The following is a 19,353-nucleotide window of genomic DNA, read 5'->3' on the forward strand; positions in this document are numbered from 1 at the left end:
TCATTGACATTTATATGCTTTTGTCACATAAATTGACGATCAAGATCGGAACTGTCTTCATGGATATGCAGCTTGCCTCCCAGCCGCTCGTAACGGATCCCCGCCGCAGGCTTATTCTCTTCCTGTTTTTGATGACCGCGATGTTCATGGCAACGCTGGACAATCAGATCGTCTCGACGGCGCTGCCGACGATCGTCGGCGAATTCGGCCACCTCGAGCGCTTCGGCTGGATCGGCTCGGCCTATCTCCTGTCGCTCAGCGCCGTGATGCCCGTCTACGGCAAGCTCGGCGACCTCTTCGGCCGCAAATATGTGATGATGACGGCGATCGCGATCTTCACCGTTGGCTCGGCTGTCTGCGGTCTGGCTGTCTCGATGAACACGCTGATTGCCGCCCGCGTGCTGCAGGGCCTCGGCGGCGGCGGCATCATGGTGTCGATCTTCGCCGTCAATGCCGACCTTTTCGAGCCGCGCGAGCGCGCCCGCTACCAGAGCTATTCCAGCCTCGTGCTGATGGCATCGAGCGCCATCGGCCCCGTTCTCGGCGGCATGATGAGCGATCTGTTCGGCTGGCGCTCGATCTTTCTGGTCAATGTCCCCATCGGTTTCGTTGTGCTCATCGGCCTGGCGCTGATGCTGCCCTACCGCAAGCCGCACCGCCGCCCGAAGATCGACTATGCCGGTGCCCTGCTGCTGGCGATGACCACAACGAGCATCGTGCTGATGGCCGATGGCAGCGAGCTCTTCGGTTCGATCCTTGCACCGCAGAGCCTCGGCATCATTGCCGCAGGCGTTGTCTGCGCCATCGCCTGGGTCTTCGTCGAGCGCCGCGCTGCCGAACCGATCGTGCCGCTGTCGCTGTTCCGCAACCCGACCTTCCCGCTTCTCTTGATCATGTCGATCACCGGCGGCGGCATCGCCATCGGCATGGCCAACTATTTCGCGCTGTTCCTGCAGACGACAACAGGCCTCTCGCCCTCGCATGCCGGCCTGCTCTTCATCATGCTAACCGGCGGTCTTGTCTGCGGTTCGTTGTTTGCCGGCCGCACCATCTCGCGCACCGGCCGTTACAAGCCCTTCGCCATCGCCAGCCTCTCCTGCAGCGCCATCGCTTTCGCGTTGCTGACGCAGGTTCACGCTGGAACGCCCCTACCAGTTATCGGCCTGCTGATGGCCCTGCACGGCATCGGCATCGGGCTGGCGCAGCAGGTACCGATCATCGGCGTGCAGAACGCGGCTCCGGCCCGTGACGTCGGTGCTGCAACGGGTTCGGTGACGCTGTCGCGCATGGGCGGCGCCTCGATCGCCATCTCGATCTACGGCGCGATCATCGGCTCGCAACTCGCCAAGGTCGGCGTCTCCATCCCCGGTGTCGCCGATATCGAACAGCTGACGCCGAAGATGATGGCGGCATTGCCGGAAGCCAGCCGACAGGCGGTGGCCGATGCCTATTCGGCGGCCTTCACGCCGCTCTTCATGACCTCCTGCGCTTTCGCCCTGATCGGCCTGATCGCAGCGTTCCTGCTGAAGCCAGTACAGCTGCCGCGCCACGGCGAAGCGAAGACGTCTGCGGCTGCAGCTGAAGCAGCCGAGTGACCTGACGAGGGCGAGCTTCGCCCTTGTCATAAAGCCGTCACCACTATACATCTGCCAACGCTCTAACGGGGTGCCCGTGTCCGCAAGGACAGCTGGCTGAGAGGCTTCAAGCCAACCCGCGGAACCTGATCCGGTTAACACCGGCGGAGGGATTAGATGCGCGCGTGACACCAGGCACCGCCCTTTTCCCGTGAAACAACTTGTATAGGAGGAGGCGCGCCATGCCCGGCCGCAAACCATTGATCGCACTTTTCGCCACGGCGCTTCTCGCCGTTACCTCAGCCATCGCTCCGGCCCAGGCCGCAGACAAGACGCTGACGGTCTATACCTACGAAAGCTTCACCTCCGAATGGGGTCCTGGCCCCAAGGTGAAGGAAGCCTTCGAGAAGACCTGCGCCTGCACCGTCAATTTCGTGAGCGTCGCCGATGGCGTCGCCCTTCTCTCACGCCTCAAGCTCGAGGGCGCCTCGACGAAGGCCGACGTCGTGCTCGGCATCGACACCAACTTGATCACCGAAGCCAAGGATACGGGCCTGTTTGACGCCAGCGGCGTCGATACCAGCGCCTTGAAGGTACCCGGCGATTTCAAGGACGATGTCTTCGTTCCCTATGACTACGGCCACTTCGCCATCATCTACGACACGCAGACGGTAAAGAACCCACCGAAAAGCATGCAGGAACTGGTCGACGGCGACCCGTCGCAGAAGATCGTCATCGAGGATCCGCGCACCTCTACGCCGGGTCTCGGCCTGCTGCTTTGGGTGAAGTCCGTTTACGGCGACAAGGCGCCGGAAGCCTGGGCCAAGCTCAAGAACCGCATCCTGACGGTCACGCCAGGCTGGTCGGAGGCCTATGGCCTGTTCACCAAGGGCGAGGCGCCGATGGTGCTCTCCTATACGACGTCCCCGGCTTACCACATGGTCGCTGAAAACACCGACCGCTATCAGGCGGCCGCCTTCTCCGAGGGCCACTATATCCAGATCGAAGTCGCCGGCCTGCTGAAGAACGCGCCAGACAAGGATCTTGCCCGCGACTTCCTGAAGTTCATGGTCACCCCCGGCTTCCAGGACACGATCCCGACCAACAACTGGATGATGCCGGTCTCGGCGACATCCACGCCCCTGCCGGATGCTTTCGGCAAGCTCGTCAACCCCTCCAAGACTTTCCTGATGTCGCCGGATGACGTCGCCAAGAACCGCAAGGCCTGGATCGACGAGTGGCTTGCGGCGATGAGCATGAACTGATGCTGCAGACGGCGGCGGAACGGCGAAATGCATTGGCGGGCGGCGCAATTGCGCTCGCCGCCATCCTGCTTTTCATCGGTATCGCTGCCGTTTCGCTTGCCGCCTCCGGCGGGGGCGCTGCCTTTGCCGGGATCATTTCCGATCCCTATATCCTCCGCGTCCTGCGCTTCACGCTGCTGCAGGCAGTCCTCTCCACGCTGCTATCGGTTTTCCTGGCGATCCCTGTCGCGCGGTCGCTCGCCCGCCAGCCGCAATTTCCCGGCCGCATCTGGATCATCCGGCTGATGGCGGTGCCGATGGGACTGCCCGTCCTGATCGGCGCGCTCGGCCTGATCGGCATCTGGGGCAGGCAGGGCCTGCTCAACAGCGCGCTGACGAAACTCGGCCTCGCCGAACCCGTCAGCATCTATGGCCTGACCGGCATTCTGCTTGCCCACGTCTTCTTCAACCTGCCGCTCGCCTGCCGGCTGATGCTTGCCGGTCTTGAACGGCTGCCCTCTGAATACTGGCTGATGGCGAGCAATCTCGGCATGCGTCAGCGCGCCATCTTCCGTTTCATCGAATGGCCCGCCATCCGCGGCCTGATCCCCGGTATCGCGGGGCTGATCTTCATGCTCTGTGCCACCAGCTTCACGCTGGTGCTGACGCTCGGCGGCGGTCCTGCGGCAACGACGGTCGAGGTGGCGATCTACCAGTCGCTTCGCTTCGATTTCGATCCCGGCCGCGCCGTCGCACTTTCCCTGCTGCAGATCGCGCTGACCGGCCTCGTCCTCGCCGCCATGTCGCTCCTGCCAGCGAGCCCTGACGAGGGGCTGACGACGGGCCAACGAGCAATGCGTTTCGATGGCAGGAAGCCCACAGCGAGGCTATTGGACAGCCTGCTATTGATCGTCGTCACAGCCTTTCTCCTGTCGCCACTTCTCTCGGTCGTCGTCGCCGGCCTGAAAGCCGACCTGCCGAAACTGCTTGGCGAACCCGTCTTCTGGCAGGCCGCGGCGATGAGCTTCGGTATATCCATCTCCGCCGCCACACTGGCGCTGCTGGTATCGGCAGCCCTGATCCGCGCCCGCCAGACCATCGCCACCAGCAAGCAGTCCGGCCGTGGCAACCGCGCCTTCTTCGCCACGATGGGCGGCGCATCTTCGATGGTGCTATTGGCCCCGCCGGTCGTGCTTGCCACAGGATGGTTCATGACCCTGCGACCGTTCGGAGATGCAGAAATTTTCGCGCCTGCCCTCGTCGTCTTGATCAACATGCTGATGGCGCTGCCCTTCGTCATGCGCGTGCTCGAACCGGCCTATCTCGTCCATCAGCGCCGTACGGCGCGGCTATCGGCAAGCCTCGGGATCGCCGGCATCGCGCGGCTGCGGCTTATCGATTGGCCGGGGCTGCGCAGGCCGTTCCTCACCGCCCTGTCTTTCGCTATGGCGCTGTCGCTCGGTGATCTCGGCGCCGTTGCTCTTTTTGGGTCAGATGGTTTCATCACCCTGCCGTGGCTAGTCTATAGCCGCATGGGAAGCTACAGAACCAATGATGCCGATGGCTTTGCGCTGATCCTCGGCGTGATATGCCTGTTGCTGACAATCGCCGGAACATCCGGCCAGGTGCGAGGACATGGTGCCGATGACGGCCGCTGATATCGCTATGCAGAACGTCCGCCTGACACTTGGCAGCCATGCTTTTCACTTCGATTGCGCACTCCCCGGCGGCCAGATCATCGCCGTGACCGGCCCCTCGGGCGCCGGAAAATCGACCTTCCTCAATCTGCTGGCAGGCTTCGAGATACCGGAGAGTGGCCAGGTGCTGCTTGATGGCAGGGACGTCACCGGCGTCCATCCGTCAGAGCGGCCGGTATCGCTCGTCTTCCAGGACAACAATCTCTTCGCCCATCTCGATATCTTCACCAATATCGGGCTGGGCATCAATCCGGCCCTGAAGCTCACGCAGGCGGACCGTAGCCGCATCTCGGCGGCGCTGGCGCAGGTCGGACTTGCAGGCTTCGAGAAGCGGCTTCCGGCGACACTGTCAGGCGGCGAGCGCCAACGCGCCGCCTTCGCCCGCGCCCTCGTCCGCAATCGCCCGATCCTGCTTCTCGATGAACCCTTCGCTGCCCTCGATCCCGGTTTGCGCAGCGGCATGGTGGAGCTTCTGACGACGATGCAGCGCGAGACCGGCAGCACCGTGATCGTCGTCTCGCATGACCCGGACGAAGTCCGCCGCATCGCCAGCTATGGGGTCTTCATCGACCATGGCGCGATCGCGCTTGCCGCGCCGATCGATGAATATCTCGCGCGAAAAGATATGCCCGCATTGCGGCAATTTCTGCGCGGTTGACGAATCTGCAGGGTGCGATGGCACTTTCGCCACAATTTCATCCGAGCGAAAGAACTCCTTAACCACGCCAAGCTTGCTAAATTACAACGGCGCCACAATTAAGCAGAGTCTCGCTATGCAACCGATGCGGAAATCAGCTACAGCAATGACCTGTATCCATCCGTTGTGCACTGCGAGAGCCAGGATGGGCGCCTGTTGAACCCCGTTGGAAGTGGCCGGATCGATAAAGCGGCGAACCGGCTGAAAAGCAAGATGACTCGGAGAGCCAGACTGGACAGCATGAAGACGTGGACGAGACCCGCGCCCTCCAGGACTATGCTTTCCACTTTGCGCCACCGGGGACGGCATGCGCTGCTGCTGACTGCTGCCGCAGTCGCGCTTAACAGCTGCCAGTCGATCATCGAGCAATCCTACCAGCCGACCGTCTCGCCCTCGTCCAATCCGCAGATCGTCGATGAAGTGCAGAAGAACGATCCGCGCGCCGCGATGGGCGCCCGCGAACACCCGCGCATCGTCGCGAGCTATGGCGGTGAATACAAGGACGCCAAGACCGAACGCCTCGTTGCCCGCATTGCCGGCGCGCTGACGGCCGTTTCGGAAAATCCGAGCCAGTCCTATCGCATCACAATCCTGAATTCGCCGGCGATCAACGCCTTCGCGCTGCCGGGCGGCTATCTCTACGTGACACGCGGCCTGCTGGCGCTTGCCAATGATGCCTCCGAGGTTGCCGCCGTGCTCTCGCACGAAATGGGTCACGTGACGGCCAATCACGGCATCGAGCGCCAGAAGCGCGAAGAAGCCGAAGTCATCGCCAGCCGTGTCGTTGCGGAAGTCCTCTCCAGCGATATCGCCGGCAAGCAGGCGCTCGCCCGCGGCAAGCTGCGCCTCGCCGCCTTCTCCCGCCAGCAGGAGCTGCAGGCCGACGTCATCGGCGTACGTATGCTGGGCGAAGCCGGTTACGACCCCTATGCTGCTGGCCGCTTCCTCGACAGCATGGCCGCATACAGCCGCTTCATGTCGGCCGATCCGGATGCCGACCAGAGCCTGGACTTCTTGTCGAGCCATCCGAATTCCGCGCAGCGTATCGAGCTGGCCCGCGACCACGCCCGCGCCTTCGGTCAGGAAGGCAAGGTCGGCGACAAGGGCCGTGACTATTATCTCGATGGCATCGACGGTCTGCTCTACGGCGACAGCCCGGAAGAGGGCTATGTGCGCGGCCAGACCTTCCTGCATGGCGGTCTCGGCATCCGCTTCGACGTACCGCCCGATTTCACCATCGACAACAAGGTCGAAGCCGTCATGGCGACCGGCCCCGGCGATATCGCCATCCGTTTCGATGGCGTTGCCGACAGCAACAACCAGAGCCTGACCAACTATATCTCGAGCGGCTGGGTCACCGGCCTCGATCCCTCGACGATCCAGGCGACGACGATCAACGGCATGGAAGCGGCAACCGCCCGTGCCAGCGCTGACCGCTGGGATTTCGACGTCACGGTCATCCGCAACAATCAGCAGATCTTCCGCTTCCTGACAGCCGTTCCTAAGGGCAGCACGGCCCTGCAGCAGACAGCGGATGTCCTGCGCGCCAGCTTCCGCCGCATGACCCCGGATGAGATGTCGTCGCTGAAGCCGCTGCGCATCCGCGTCGTCACCGTCCGCCCGGGCGACAACATCACGACGCTTGCCGCCCGCATGATGGGCACCGATCGCAAGCTCGATCTCTTCAAGCTCATCAATGCGCTGCCGACAGGCGCCACCGTCGCCCCCGGCGACCGCGTCAAAATCATCGCCGAATAAAAGAGGCCCGGATGAACCGGGCCAGTCTGTGCTACTGGGAGTAAGAACGTTCAGGCGTAGGCGGCCATGTGCGGGTCGGCGCTCACGAGCGCGCTGCGGAGCTTCTCCATCGCCCGGCTTTCGATCTGGCGCACACGCTCCTTGGAAATTCCGAGATCGGCGCCGAGCTCTTCGAGCGTCGCTCCATCCTCAGCGAGACGGCGGGCGCTGATGATCTTCATCTCGCGCTCGTTGAGATGCGTCAGCGCAGAGGCGAGCCACACGCGGCGGCGCTCGCCATCGATCATGTTGGAGACCTGCTCATCGGGCAGGGGATCGTCGCTGACGAGGAAATCCATCTTCTCGGCACTGTCGGCGTCGCCGGAGACAGACGGCGCCTGCAGCGACGCATCGTTGCTGGAAAGCCGCGCATCCATCGTCTGAACGTCGGCAAGGCTGACGCCGAGGGCTGCGGCGATTTCCTGATGAATGGATTGCAGGGTCAGCTGCGTATCGCCGCGGGCAAGCTTGGCGCGAAGGCGGCGAAGATTGAAGAAAAGCGCTTTCTGCGCGGAACTCGTACCGCCGCGGACGATCGACCAGTTGCGCAGGATATAATCTTGGATCGACGCACGGATCCACCAGCTGGCATAGGTGGAGAAACGAACTTCGCGCTCCGGCTCGAAACGGGCAGCGGCTTCCAAGAGACCGACATAGCCCTCCTGCACGAGATCGCTCATCGGCAGACCGAAATTGCGGAACTTGCCGGCCATCGAGATGACGAGGCGCATATGGGCCATGGCGATCTGGTTGCGGGCGCCGCGGTCTTCATTGTCCTTCCAGCGGATCGCCAGTTCATGTTCTTCCTCGCGGGCGAGATAGGGAGCCGCCATCGCTATTTTGATCATGCGCCGGTCTGCAGACATGTTCTTCATATCGGTCTCCTAAAATCAGGCCTCGCGCCCAAAACAAAAACAATGAAGGTTCGTTTCCGGAACGTCGCCGTCCGGATCAAATTCAGCTCTCGAATGCAAAAGGCCCCGCTCCTGGACTTTTCAGGACGAGGCCCTATCTCTTCATCAAGTACCGGTCAGACGGTAAAGCAGGATCTGTTTCTTCACGTTGCCGCTCTGGCAATATGTGGAAGTCATGACCCACTCCTCATCGAACGTTTACAACAGCGGACGATCGGTGGGTTCACCTGGCTTTTGTCCGCACTTACGAGGTTTAAACGCGTCAGCACGGAAAAAGTTCCAATAAAAAACCCGGCTCGAAGGCCGGGTTTTTTGCAAGGAAAAACAAAGCGCTATTATGCGGCTTCGTCCTGAGAGTCGTCTTCTTCGATGGCCTTGCCGCGCTTCGGACCCTTGTTCAGGTTGGTCTCGACGAGGCGGACGGCTTCGGTTTCCGACATCTTGTTGACGGCGGCGATTTCGCGGGCCATGCGGTCGAGGGCAGCTTCATAGAGCTGACGCTCGGAATAGGACTGCTCCGGCTGGTTTTCGGCGCGGTAGAGGTCGCGTACGACTTCCGCGATCGAAATCAGGTCGCCCGAATTGATCTTGGCATCGTATTCCTGCGCACGGCGCGACCACATGGTGCGCTTGACGCGTGCCTTGCCCTGGACAACCTTGAGCGCGCGCTCAACGAAATCGGTCTCCGACAGCTTGCGCATGCCGATGCTCATCGCTTTTGCGACCGGAACCTTCAGGCGCATCTTGTCCTTTTCGAAATCGATTACGAAAAGTTCAAGCTTCATGCCGGCAACTTCTTGCTCTTCGATAGCGCTGATGGTACCGACCCCATGAGCGGGGTAGACGATCGATTCACCGGTCTTGAAGCCGTGGCGAGCTGCTGAAGGTTTTTTCTGCTGGGTCGTCATTCTAATCAAAAACTCCCTGTTACGCTTCCGGCGGCGGCCGGAGCCGGGTCAGTCAGGCCCGGATGAGACGGTTGATTACCGTCGGGTGACTTCACTCTGGTCCCACCAGACAGAAGCAAAAGAAATTCATGCGCGCGATCAACGATCGGACAGCTCAAGATGTTGATATGTCACGGGAACCGCGTACGGATTTTATTTGCTTTCGTGATGGTTTTGGGCACGCTTCGTGCCTCAAATGGGTCAGTGTTCAGAACCTATCACAAAAATATGAGGAAATCAATAATTTGGTGCGTGTGAGTCATGCGGGCAACACATGGCTCACATATTAGAGAAGCATCACTTGAAACGTTTAAGCGCCATCTGAACCCGATTTCAAGCGGATTTCAGCAGCTTGGCCTCAGTCGCCTGAGCCGGGCTTTTCGGAGAAGTACTTCTCGAATTTGCCGGTCTCGCCATCCATCTCCTTGGCCTCGGGCATCGAGTCCTTCTTGACGGTGATGTTGGGCCAGATGCTGGCATATTCGGCGTTGATCTTGAGCCACTTGTCGAGACCCGGCTCGGTATCCGGCTTGATCGCCTCGGCAGGACATTCCGGCTCGCAAACGCCGCAATCGATGCATTCATCAGGGTGGATGACGAGGAAATTCTCGCCCTCATAGAAGCAATCGACCGGGCAGACTTCCACGCAGTCGGTATATTTGCAGCGAATGCAATTGTCGGTCACGACATAGGTCATGAAGAACTCCAGGATTTCACGCGAGCGGGGCAGACCAACCTGGAACGTCGCGTCTTTCCCTGAGCCGGAGGGGCAGCGTGTACTGGCTTGGGAGGCTAGAACGCTATCCGGCGAGTTGATGTGACGTACCGGCTTTACAGGCCGATTTCAAGGATAATCGATCTTCAAAAGCGGCCGGTTTGGATAGAGTTTTCTAATCCTCGCCCGACTGGAGCTTGTCGATTGCACGGCGCTCTTTCTTCGTGGGCCGCCCTGCGCCCGCTGCGCGGATCGCCTGCTCATAGGGGGTGAGGCGTTTGGTCTCATCCGCAGGCGGCGTCAGGTCTTCGTAAAGCAGCTTCGCTTCCTCAAACGGGCCACGCCGCTCGCCGGGCTGCTTGACCACCAAGACCACGTCACGCCGCTCGAGCTGCAGCTCGATACGGTCGCCGATTTTCACGGTCTGGCTGGGCTGGGAAACACGTTCGCCATTGATGCGAACGTGTCCCGATTGGATATGGCTTTGCGCCAGGGAGCGCGATTTCACCATGCGCGTGAAGAACAGCCATTTATCGAGACGCTGACGCGAACCGCTTGCTGGCTGTGTCTCCCCGCCCATCGGTTACTTCTTCATCTGCTCCTTCAAGGCAGCGAGCTTTGCGAAAGGTGAATCCGGATCGATCGGCTTTTCCTTGCGCGGCGGCTTGGCCTCGAAGCGCAGCGGCTGGGCGCCGCCGCGGTTGTTGTTACGGTCGTTGCGATCCTTGCGGTCACCACGGTCCTGACGATCGCCACGCTGGTCGTTGCGGTCGCCACGGCCCTGATGCGGCTTACCGCCGTCGCGGCCACGCTGCTGGCGGTTGCCATCGCGGTTGTCGCGACCTTCACGGTTCTCACCGCCTTCGCCACCACCATGACGGCGGTTGCCCTGAGGACGCTCGTTATTGCCACCGCCACGGCGTTCGCCGCCATGATTGCGGGCCTGACGCTGGTTGTCGTTGCGGCCGCCAAGACGCCACAGGAGAACCGGCTTCGGCTCGGTGGGTTCGCCGTCTGCGGCGGCCGGAGCAGCCTCGGCAGCGACCTCAACCGCGACCGGTGCCGCTTCGGCAGCCGGCGTTTCAGCCGTTGCTTCGTCAGCCTGGTCGGCGTCGTCGTGATCGGCCTTCTCGGAAGCATCTTCCGCTGCAGGCTCGGCGGCTGCAGCAGGTGCCGCCGAAGCGTCCTGCACAGCCAGATGAGCAGCCGCCTCCTCAGCCTTCACGGCGTCGGCGCGATAGCCGAGACCCTTGAGGATCTCTTCCATGTCTTCAAGCGTCGCACCGAGGATCGACAGCATCGCAGTCGTCGTCGTGAAACGGCGGCCGTCATAAGCGCCTTCGGGACGGTTTGCCTGACCCGGCTTCCATTGCAGCAGCGGACGGATGATGTCGGCAAGCCGCTCGAGGATGTCGATACGGACGGCGCGCTTTCCGAGGAACCGGAAACCGGCAAGCTTGTAGAAAGTGCGCTCGAAGCTCGGATCGGTGACGACAGACGTGCGTCCGGCGGCAAGCACCGGAATGAGGTCGCCGTAACCCGGCTTGTCGAGGCCGTCGTTCTTGAGCGCCCAGAGCAACGTGATGAGCTCGGCCGGAGCCGGCTTCAAGAGTGCCGGGACGAAGATATGATAAGCGCCGAAACGCACGCCATAGCGGCGCATCGAGGCACGGCCATCCTGATCCAGCGACTTGACGTCGTCGGCAACGTCGCGGCGGAACAGAACACCGAGATTCTCGACGAGCTGGAACGCCAGACCCTTGGCAAGACCCTGCAGGTCTTCGGCGCGCGACAGATCGTCGAGCGGCTTCAAAACCGTGCTGATGTGATGATTGACGAAGCGCTCGACGCGGGCGGCGACGTGATCGCGCGCATTGCCGGTCAGCTGCTCGTCGGCAAGCAGGATCACCCGCGGACGCATCACATGGTCGCTGCCGGACAGCCGGGCAACGGGATCGCCGAGCCAGCGGATCAGGCCATCGGCGCTGATCGCCAGATCGCCATTGCCAGCGGCATGCATGCGCGCTGCGCGCGCTTCGAATTCCAGAGCAAGCGCCTTCTGTGAAGCAGCCTGTACGGCCTTGGCGTCCGGTCCATCCGTCCCACCGACGGGCGTAAAGCGGAATCCGCTCAACTGACCCACATGATGCCCCTCCACAAAGACATCACCATTCACACTGATTTCAGCTTCCAGCATCGCATTCTCTCTCAGGCGCTTCATGAGCACAGATGTCCTGCGATCAACAAAGCGTTTCGTCAACCTTTCATGTAACGCATCGGACAATCGATCTTCGATTTCCCGCGTCTTTTCCTGCCAGTGTGTCGGATCGGCAAGCCAGCCGGGCCGGTTCGACACATAGGTCCAGGTTCTTATCTGCGCGATTCGCGCCGAAAGCGTGTCGATTTCACCGTCCGTGCGGTCCGCACGGTGCACCTGCTCCGCGAGGAAATCCTCGTTAACCGTGCCATAGCGCACAAGATCGGAAAAGAGCGTCGAGATCAGATCGGCATGCTGGGCCGGTGCAATGCGCCGGTAATCGGGCAGCGCACAAGCCTCCCAGAGCTTTTCAACCCTTTCGGGCTTTGTCGCAAGGTCAATAATTTCCGGATATCGTGAAAGATGCTCCAACGCCTGCTGATCGACAGCCGGCAGCGCCCGTGTCAGACCCTGGACGCTCGGCGGCTTTTCGAGACTTGCCCGCAGCGATTGTATCGATCCGAAATCCAGTTCCTTGGTCCGCCACTGCAGAACCTTGACGTTGTCGAACTCGTGCGACTCGATCCTCTGCACCAGCTCATCGTCAAACGGCGCGACCTGACCGGTGACCCCGAAGGTGCCATCCCGGACATGGCGGCCGGCGCGGCCGGCGATCTGGCCGAGCTCGGCCGGATTGAGATTGCGGAACTGGTAGCCGTCGAATTTCCGGTCCTGCGCAAAGGCGACATGATCGACATCGAGGTTCAGACCCATGCCAATCGCATCGGTCGCCACCAGATATTCGACATCGCCCGCCTGATAGAGCGCCACCTGGGCATTGCGGGTGCGCGGGCTGAGCGCCCCGAGAACGACTGCAGCACCACCGCGCTGACGGCGGATCAGTTCGGCGATCGCATAAACCTCGTCAGCCGAGAAGGCGACGATGGCCGAGCGCTGCGGCAGCCGGGTAATCTTCTTCTGGCCGGCGTAGAGGAGTTGCGACAGGCGCGGCCGCTCCACGACGGTGATCCCCGGCAGCAGCTGCTGCAGGATCGGACGCATCGTCCCGGCGCCGAGAAGCAGGGTTTCGTCGCGGCCGCGCAGATGCAGGATGCGGTCGGTAAAGATATGCCCGCGTTCGAGATCGCCGGCGAGCTGCACTTCGTCGATCGCCACGAAGGCGGCCTTGGTTTCCCGCGGCATCGCCTCGACGGTGCAGACGGAGAAGCGGGCATTCGGCGGCGAGATCTTCTCTTCGCCGGTCACCAGCGCAACGTTATGCGCACCGACCTTTTCGACCAGCCGCGTATAGACCTCGCGCGCCAGAAGGCGCAGCGGCAGACCGATCACACCGGTACCGTGCGCGACCATGCGCTCGATGGCATAATGCGTCTTGCCTGTATTGGTCGGTCCGAGCACCGCGGTAACGCCGCGTCCGCTCAGGATCATGGGCTGCGAATTCTGTGTCATGGTCCATGCAAGTGAGGCGGGGGAGCCTCAGGGTCAAGTCGGCAGACAACACATGGACAGGCGGGCCAGCAAACGCAAGAGCCGGGCCGCCGATATGCGCTGCTATTTTGATTCAAGGACCGCCGCTAAGCCTCTGTTTTTAGATTCGGAACAGCTTGAGAACGAATCGGCGACGAATCGCTGACTCCCGCTGATTCAGCTTTTGTTCACGGCTAAGTATTGGTTTTGAATCAGTTTTTCCCACTAGATGCTGAATCCGGCGGCTCAGAGGGCACGTTGAGCCAAGCCCACGGCCCATTAGCCGAGAATCGCCTGTCAATTGCCCGACAAAGAAATTTGCAAAATCCGCGAAAATTAACCTTCGGGCCAAAGCCGGAACGAATCACAGACGAATCACCGACCTCCGAAGTTTCGCGCTTTGTTCGCCGCTAGATGTTGATGCCGGGTGCAGCAAGCGACTATATGCGGAAGGCCTCGCGTGGATCTTTTTTCGTTGCGGCCGATCGCATTAACGTTTTCCGGCGCAATTTTACCGCCTGTTAAAAAACAGAACGAGGGACGGAACTTTTTCCTAGCTTCCGCGTTTTTATCTTTTCGCCCAATATAAAGTCCGCAATCGTAAATAAGGCGAAATCCGTTCACGTACATAAATAAGTTTAGCCGGGAACAAAAACCCGGGACGCGTGTTTATTGTCCATTCGAAACTCGGCGTGAGTTGAAGGACCGGAAAACATGCTTAGCACGATACTTCTCATTATCCTTATTCTGCTTTTGATCGGCGCACTGCCGAATTGGGGTTATAGCCGCGGCTGGGGCTATGGACCTTCTGGCGGTTTAGGGCTAGTTCTCGTTATTATCATTATCCTTGTCCTGATGGGCCGCATCTAAAGGCCATGTAACTGGGGAGTTGTAAGTCATGATGAAGAAAGTTGTTCTCGTTGCAGCACTCGTAGGTGCGCTCGCATCGTGCACGGCAACTGAGCAGGGCACCGCCATCGGCGCTGGCTCTGGCGCCCTTATTGGCGGTGCGGTTTCCAACAGCTGGGGCGGCGCCGCCGTCGGCGCCGTTGCAGGCGGCCTGGTCGGCGCTGCAGTCGGCAACTCTGTCGATCAGCGCAATGGCCGCTACAATCACCGGGTCTACCGCGACCGTTACGGTTGCTACATCATCGTGAATGGCCAAAGACGCGATGTACGTTGCTAATGCAGTGATCGCGTGATGAACGGGCGCTTCGGCGCCCGTTTTTATTTGTGCTCCTCGTCAACGGCGCGTTGACGCTTGGTTCCCAAAGCCGATCTGGCGAACCGCCAAGACACTCCCCACATCCCGATCAACAAGCCGGCTTCTTTCCGGCCAGAAAGGAATGTCCGATGGCTCAGCTCATTCTGTCTTCCGCTGCCGCCACCCTGATCGCAGCACTCTCTTTGGCAACAGCGCTCGCCGCCATCCGTGATCGTGGCGCTGCCATGCAGAAAGTCCCGGTCAAGGCGAAGCGTCACCCGCCGTCCCGCTGATCCCAGTTCAACAACTCGCAAGACCTCACACCCCAGCCCAATGAGGCCGGGAACAATGGAGATTTATCCATGCGCAAGATTATCGTCATCGCTGCGGCAATCGTTGCCGTCGCAACCTTCAGCGCCAGCGCCAATCCCTATGACGCCGGCAACTTTCCGAACAACTACGGCAGTCACGGCCATCACCGCAGCGGCAGCTAGCCGTCAGACGAAGAACTGGCCGCCATTCGCGGTCAGGGTCGAACCGGTGATGAAGCCCGCATCATCAGATGCCAGGAACACCACGCAGCGCGCGATCTCTTCGGGCTCGCCAAGGCGGCCCACCGGGATCTGCGGAATGATCCGCTCGTTCAGAACCTTCTCCGGCACTGCGAGCACCATTTCCGTGCCGATGTAACCGGGGCAAATGGCGTTGACGGTGATGTTCTTCGCAGCACCTTCCTGAGCCAGCGCCTTGGTGAAGCCGAGATCGCCAGCCTTGGCGGCCGAATAATTCGCCTGCCCCATCTGGCCCTTCTGGCCGTTGATCGAGGAAATGTTGACGACGCGGCCGAAACTGCGGTCGCGCATGCCGCCCCAGACATAATGTGTCATGTTGAACAGGCCGGTGAGATTGGTGTTGATGACCTCATGCCACTGCTGCGGGGTCATCTTGTGAAACATCGCGTCGCGAGTAATGCCGGCATTGTTGACGAGAACCTCGACCGGGCCGAGCTCCGCCTCCACCTTGGCAATGCCTTCGCCGCAGGCAACGTAGTCGGAAACATCCCACTTGAAAACGGGAACGCCTGTTACGCCGTGGAAGGCCTGCGCCTTCTCGTCGTTACCGGCATAGTTCGCCGCCACCTTGTAGCCGGCGTTCTTGAGCGCCATCGAAATCGCTGCACCGATGCCACGCGTGCCACCGGTGACCAAAGCCACTCTGCTCATGTTTCGCTCCCCTTTGTTTTGGCTTTCAATCGCAAGCCATTAAGGCATGGATCGCATGCTATTTAAAGTGTTTCGAGGCACATCGCGACGCCCATGCCGCCGCCGATGCAGAGTGTTGCCAGACCTTTCTTGGCGCCGCGGCGCTTCATTTCGAAAACCAACGTGTTGAGAACGCGCGCGCCGGACGCGCCGATCGGATGACCGATGGCGATAGCACCGCCATTGACGTTGACGATCGCCGGATCCCAGCCGAGATCCTTGTTGACGGCGCAGGCCTGCGCCGCGAAGGCCTCGTTGGCCTCGACGAGATCGAGATCGCCGACCGACCAGCCGGCCTTCTCCAGTGCCTTGCGCGATGCCGGGATCGGGCCTGTGCCCATGACCTGCGGATCGACGCCGGCCGTTGCCCAGGAAACGATACGCACGAGCGGCTGGATGCCCCGGCGCGAAGCTTCCGCTTCGCTCATCAGAACGGCGGCTGCGGCACCATCGTTAAGACCCGAGGCATTGCCTGCGGTTACCGAACCGTCCTTGTCGAAAGCCGGGCGCAGCTTGCCCATCGCCTCCATCGTTGCGCCATGGCGAATATATTCGTCGGCATCGACGATCGTATCGCCCTTACGGCCCTGAATGGTGAAGGACACGATCTCATCCTTGAAGCGGCCAGCCTTCTGCGCTGCTTCGGCCTTGTTCTGCGAGGACACGGCAAACTGGTCCTGGTCGTCACGCGAAAGCTGCCACTGACGAGCGATATTTTCGGCGGTGATACCCATGTGGTAGCCGTAGAAGGCGTCGGTCAGGCCGTCCTTGATCATCGTGTCGATCATCTTCATGTCGCCCATCTTCGTGCCACCGCGCAGATGCGCGGCATGCGGCGCCATGGACATCGATTCCTGACCGCCGGCAACGATGATCTTGGCATCGCCAAGCGCGATCTGCTGCATGCCGAGCGCGACGGCGCGCAGACCGGAGCCACAGAGCTGGTTGACGGCCCAGGCCGTCGCTTCCTTGGGAACACCTGCCTTCATGGCTGCCTGGCGCGCCGGGTTCTGTCCTTCGCCTGCCTGCAGCACCTGACCAAGAATGACCTCGTCGACTTCGGCGCCATCGACGCCGGCGCGCTCCAGCGCACCCTTGATCGCGGTCGCTCCGAGCTCATGCGCGGGGACAGTGGCGAATGCGCCGTTGAACGAGCCGACCGCTGTACGGGCCGCGCTGGCGATGACGATGGATGTGTTGCTCATGGGAAGCCTCCTCGCTTTTTCACCACTCTATATAAGGCGAAACTGGCAAAGCTTTTAGCCCGAGTCAAACGGCAAGACTGTCACAGAGCAATTTTAGGCCGCACTTACGAAGAACGGAATTATGCCGCTAATAAAAGGGGTTGCCGCATCGCACAAAGAGATTGTCACCGGCGTTCTTTTGCGTCTACATTCGATATTGGAGGAATTTCCACATAATCAGACGGGGTTCAGGAGACTGATATGGCGAAGAATGAGGGTCAGATAGTCATCAAGAAATACGCCAACCGCCGACTCTACAATACGGGCACCAGCACCTATGTGACGCTGGAAGACCTGGCAGAGATGGTGAAGAAGGGCGAGGACTTCACGGTCCAGGATGCCAAGACCGGCGATGACATCACCCACTCGGTATTGACCCAGATTATTTTCGAGCAGGAATCGAAGACCGGCAACACGCTGTTGCCGATCTCCTTCCTCCGCCAGCTGATCACTTACTACGGCGACCAGATGCAGATGGTCGTTCCGAGCTTTCTCGAGCACTCTATGAAGGCTTTCACCGAGCAGCAGTCGCAGATGCGCGAGCAGGTGACACGCGCCTTCGGCGAAACGCCGCTCGGCAAGAACCTGCAGCTTCCGATGCAGATGGTCGAGGATCAGGTTCGCCGCAACACCGAAATGTTCCAGCAGGCAATGCAGATGTTCTCGCCCTTCATGACGCCTCCCGCCAAGGAGACGAAGAAGGCCGAAGCCAAGGATATCGATGAGCTGAAGGAACAGCTGCGCGCGCTTCAGAACAAGCTCGACAATCTCTGAGCTCTGGGCCCTAGAGACCTATCGAAACATCGCGGCCCGCCGTCCGGATAGACACGGCGAAGCCGCCGATCACATCGATCAACGCCACCGTCATCAGAATGAAGAAGACCTGCGTAGCTGCATCCTGGACGAGAAGAAACTCGACCAGGAAGGCAATGAACACCAGCATCGACAGCATGTGATTGACCAGGCTGCCCGAGCCATTGCGGGTCGCCTTCAATATCTCGACGAAGAGAATGACGAGCGCCACGACGATGAAGAGATCGCCGAGCGCCATGCTCCAGATCGCCCCTGAAATCATCGAGAGAACAATGATGTCATGCTGAAGCGCGGGTATGCCGCCGCTTCCCATCAGTCCGAGCATTGCCATGTTGTAAAGAATAAATGGAATGATCATCAGCGGCATTGCAGCGAGCATGTCGGTCTATTCTCCCTCGATCGGTAGAATACTGCCGTAGATGACCGTGCCACTTCAAGACATTTGCGAATATAATCATGCGCAAACGCAAAAAGACCGGCACGCGGCCGGTCTCTTCGATCTGGAAAAACCAGAAGCAGGAAAGCTTATGCGCTTTCCTTCGGCGTCAGAACCTGACGGCCGCGATACATACCGGTCTTCAGATCGATATGGTGCGGACGGCGCAGTTCGCCGGAGTTCTTGTCTTCAACGTAGGTCGGAGCCTTCAGTGCGTCTGCAGAACGGCGCATACCGCGCTTGGACGGGCTCGTTTTTCTCTTCGGTACAGCCATTTCTCGTACTCCACTTCACAGGCAACACATTCCCGGCCAGACTGGCGGCCGAAACGGACATGTCGCGATTTCGGAAATTTTGCGCGCTTATACATGCCTTGGATGGCCTTGACCAGTCCCCAAACGCATTTTTTGAGAATCCTTTGATTCCTGTCTCAAACCTCGTCGTGAGGGACGATCCAGGGCTCGGCGCGAGCAGCCTCCTCCCACTTCACCCAGGCCGGATGCGCCTTCACAGCGGCCATATAGCTCAGCGTCTCGCTGGATGTCACGAGGTCATAAACATCGAAGCGATTGATGACGGGCGCAAACATCGCATCGGCAGCCGAGAAGCCGCCGAACAGGAAGGGACCGCCGGATTGCTCCCGCAATTCGCGGAAGATCGTCTCGATGCGCACGACGTCGGCCATGACGCCATCGGCAAGCGCGATCTTGCCCTTCGGACGGCGGATATTCATCGGGCAGGCATTGCGGATCGCGCGGAAGCCGGAGAGCATCTCCATCGATACCGAGCGGGCAACGGCCCGTCTCGCCCGGTCCTTCGGCCACAGGCCCGCCTCAGGATAAAGCTCCGCGACATATTCGATGATCGACAGCGACTCCCAGACGCGAACATTGCCATGATGCAGCACCGGCACGCGGCCGGTCGGCGAGAATTCCTTGAAGCGCGGATTGCCGGCCTCGAAATCGAAGGGCACGACGACTTCCTCGAAGGGAATGCCGGTCGCCTCCATGGCGATCCATGGCCGCAGCGACCAGGACGAATAGTTCTTGTTGCCGATATAGAGGGTGAGCTTGTCCATGGTCCGATCCATCCGCTGTGTCAGGCCTTCTCTCTACCGGCCGCGG

At 60.5% G+C, this 19,353-nt stretch carries 20 protein-coding genes and 1 riboswitch; of the genes, 10 read left to right on the top strand and 10 right to left on the bottom strand.

Annotation, left to right across the window (positions count from 1 at the left end):
- The first annotated feature begins 59 nt into the window (after nucleotides 1-59).
- The 5 genes from ACODR6_RS09855 (at nucleotide 60) to ACODR6_RS09875 (ending at nucleotide 6,970) form a co-directional block, all read left to right on the top strand.
- Nucleotides 60-1,595, top strand: coding sequence for an MDR family MFS transporter (locus tag ACODR6_RS09855; RefSeq protein ID WP_112718491.1), 1,536 nt, complete (start codon nucleotides 60-62; stop codon nucleotides 1,593-1,595).
- Between the two features lie 56 nt (nucleotides 1,596-1,651).
- A riboswitch (TPP riboswitch) is annotated at nucleotides 1,652-1,764 on the top strand.
- 52 nt (nucleotides 1,765-1,816) lie between these two features.
- Complete coding sequence (gene thiB, locus ACODR6_RS09860; RefSeq protein ID WP_489022429.1) at nucleotides 1,817-2,839, top strand: thiamine ABC transporter substrate binding subunit; 1,023 nt, start codon at nucleotides 1,817-1,819, stop codon at nucleotides 2,837-2,839.
- A complete protein-coding gene (gene thiP, locus ACODR6_RS09865; RefSeq protein ID WP_489022514.1) occupies nucleotides 2,839-4,476 on the top strand; it encodes a thiamine/thiamine pyrophosphate ABC transporter permease ThiP in 1,638 nt (545 codons plus the stop codon). Before thiB ends, thiP begins: the two co-directional genes overlap by 1 nt.
- Nucleotides 4,463-5,173, top strand: coding sequence for a thiamine ABC transporter ATP-binding protein (locus ACODR6_RS09870; protein ID WP_203429955.1), 711 nt, complete (start codon nucleotides 4,463-4,465; stop codon nucleotides 5,171-5,173). Before thiP ends, ACODR6_RS09870 begins: the two co-directional genes overlap by 14 nt.
- A gap of 252 nt (nucleotides 5,174-5,425) precedes the next feature.
- The gene (locus ACODR6_RS09875; RefSeq protein WP_489022430.1) at nucleotides 5,426-6,970 is read left to right on the top strand and encodes a M48 family metalloprotease; all 1,545 of its coding nucleotides are present in this window, start codon (nucleotides 5,426-5,428) and stop codon (nucleotides 6,968-6,970) included.
- Between the two features lie 50 nt (nucleotides 6,971-7,020).
- Here the strand turns inward: ACODR6_RS09875 and ACODR6_RS09880 are convergent, their stop codons facing one another.
- The 5 genes from ACODR6_RS09880 to ACODR6_RS09900 form a co-directional block, all read right to left on the bottom strand.
- Entirely contained in the window at nucleotides 7,021-7,884 is an 864-nt protein-coding gene (locus ACODR6_RS09880) for an RNA polymerase factor sigma-32 (RefSeq protein ID WP_112718255.1), read from the bottom strand.
- 374 nt (nucleotides 7,885-8,258) lie between these two features.
- Nucleotides 8,259-8,831: a CarD family transcriptional regulator gene (locus ACODR6_RS09885; RefSeq protein WP_112718253.1), complete on the bottom strand. Its 573-nt coding sequence runs from the start codon at nucleotides 8,829-8,831 to the stop codon at nucleotides 8,259-8,261.
- Nucleotides 8,832-9,228: 397 nt separating this feature from the next.
- Nucleotides 9,229-9,567 (bottom strand): ferredoxin FdxA, encoded by a 339-nt coding sequence (gene fdxA, locus ACODR6_RS09890; RefSeq protein WP_112718251.1) that lies wholly within the window; start codon nucleotides 9,565-9,567, stop codon nucleotides 9,229-9,231.
- Between the two features lie 193 nt (nucleotides 9,568-9,760).
- Nucleotides 9,761-10,165, bottom strand: a complete 405-nt coding sequence (locus ACODR6_RS09895) for an RNA-binding S4 domain-containing protein (RefSeq protein ID WP_112718249.1) — start codon at nucleotides 10,163-10,165, stop codon at nucleotides 9,761-9,763.
- 3 nt (nucleotides 10,166-10,168) lie between these two features.
- Nucleotides 10,169-13,252: a helicase-related protein gene (locus ACODR6_RS09900; protein ID WP_489022431.1), complete on the bottom strand. Its 3,084-nt coding sequence runs from the start codon at nucleotides 13,250-13,252 to the stop codon at nucleotides 10,169-10,171.
- Between the two features lie 732 nt (nucleotides 13,253-13,984).
- Here ACODR6_RS09900 and ACODR6_RS09905 point away from each other — a divergent pair.
- From ACODR6_RS09905 to ACODR6_RS09920, 4 genes are all read left to right on the top strand, one after another.
- Nucleotides 13,985-14,140 (top strand): DUF3309 family protein, encoded by a 156-nt coding sequence (locus ACODR6_RS09905; RefSeq protein WP_112718243.1) that lies wholly within the window; start codon nucleotides 13,985-13,987, stop codon nucleotides 14,138-14,140.
- 28 nt (nucleotides 14,141-14,168) lie between these two features.
- A complete protein-coding gene (locus tag ACODR6_RS09910) occupies nucleotides 14,169-14,456 on the top strand; it encodes a YMGG-like glycine zipper-containing protein (RefSeq protein WP_130283108.1) in 288 nt (95 codons plus the stop codon).
- Between the two features lie 167 nt (nucleotides 14,457-14,623).
- Nucleotides 14,624-14,767, top strand: a complete 144-nt coding sequence (locus tag ACODR6_RS09915; protein WP_199627951.1) for a hypothetical protein — start codon at nucleotides 14,624-14,626, stop codon at nucleotides 14,765-14,767.
- A gap of 69 nt (nucleotides 14,768-14,836) precedes the next feature.
- Nucleotides 14,837-14,968, top strand: a complete 132-nt coding sequence (locus ACODR6_RS09920; RefSeq protein ID WP_413710525.1) for a hypothetical protein — start codon at nucleotides 14,837-14,839, stop codon at nucleotides 14,966-14,968.
- A 3-nt stretch (nucleotides 14,969-14,971) separates the two neighbouring features.
- Here the strand turns inward: ACODR6_RS09920 and ACODR6_RS09925 are convergent, their stop codons facing one another.
- Nucleotides 14,972-15,697, bottom strand: coding sequence for a beta-ketoacyl-ACP reductase (locus ACODR6_RS09925; protein ID WP_489022432.1), 726 nt, complete (start codon nucleotides 15,695-15,697; stop codon nucleotides 14,972-14,974).
- A 62-nt stretch (nucleotides 15,698-15,759) separates the two neighbouring features.
- Nucleotides 15,760-16,941, bottom strand: a complete 1,182-nt coding sequence (locus tag ACODR6_RS09930; protein ID WP_489022433.1) for an acetyl-CoA C-acetyltransferase — start codon at nucleotides 16,939-16,941, stop codon at nucleotides 15,760-15,762.
- Nucleotides 16,942-17,181: 240 nt separating this feature from the next.
- Here ACODR6_RS09930 and phaR point away from each other — a divergent pair, with 240 nt between their 5' ends.
- Nucleotides 17,182-17,754, top strand: coding sequence for a polyhydroxyalkanoate synthesis repressor PhaR (gene phaR, locus ACODR6_RS09935; protein ID WP_112718235.1), 573 nt, complete (start codon nucleotides 17,182-17,184; stop codon nucleotides 17,752-17,754).
- A gap of 10 nt (nucleotides 17,755-17,764) precedes the next feature.
- Here the strand turns inward: phaR and ACODR6_RS09940 are convergent, their stop codons facing one another.
- The 3 genes from ACODR6_RS09940 to ACODR6_RS09950 form a co-directional block, all read right to left on the bottom strand.
- Nucleotides 17,765-18,172 carry a hypothetical protein gene (locus ACODR6_RS09940; RefSeq protein ID WP_112718233.1) on the bottom strand — a complete coding sequence of 136 codons (408 nt, stop codon included), beginning with the start codon at nucleotides 18,170-18,172 and terminating at the stop codon, nucleotides 17,765-17,767.
- Between the two features lie 146 nt (nucleotides 18,173-18,318).
- On the bottom strand, nucleotides 18,319-18,504 hold the full coding sequence (gene rpmF / locus ACODR6_RS09945) for a 50S ribosomal protein L32 (RefSeq protein ID WP_003543812.1): 186 nt from the start codon (nucleotides 18,502-18,504) through the stop codon (nucleotides 18,319-18,321).
- Nucleotides 18,505-18,659: 155 nt separating this feature from the next.
- Nucleotides 18,660-19,307, bottom strand: a complete 648-nt coding sequence (locus ACODR6_RS09950) for a glutathione S-transferase family protein (protein WP_489022434.1) — start codon at nucleotides 19,305-19,307, stop codon at nucleotides 18,660-18,662.
- Between the last annotated feature and the right edge of the window lie 46 nt (nucleotides 19,308-19,353).

The organism is Rhizobium sp. FG96 (assembly GCF_057808655.1).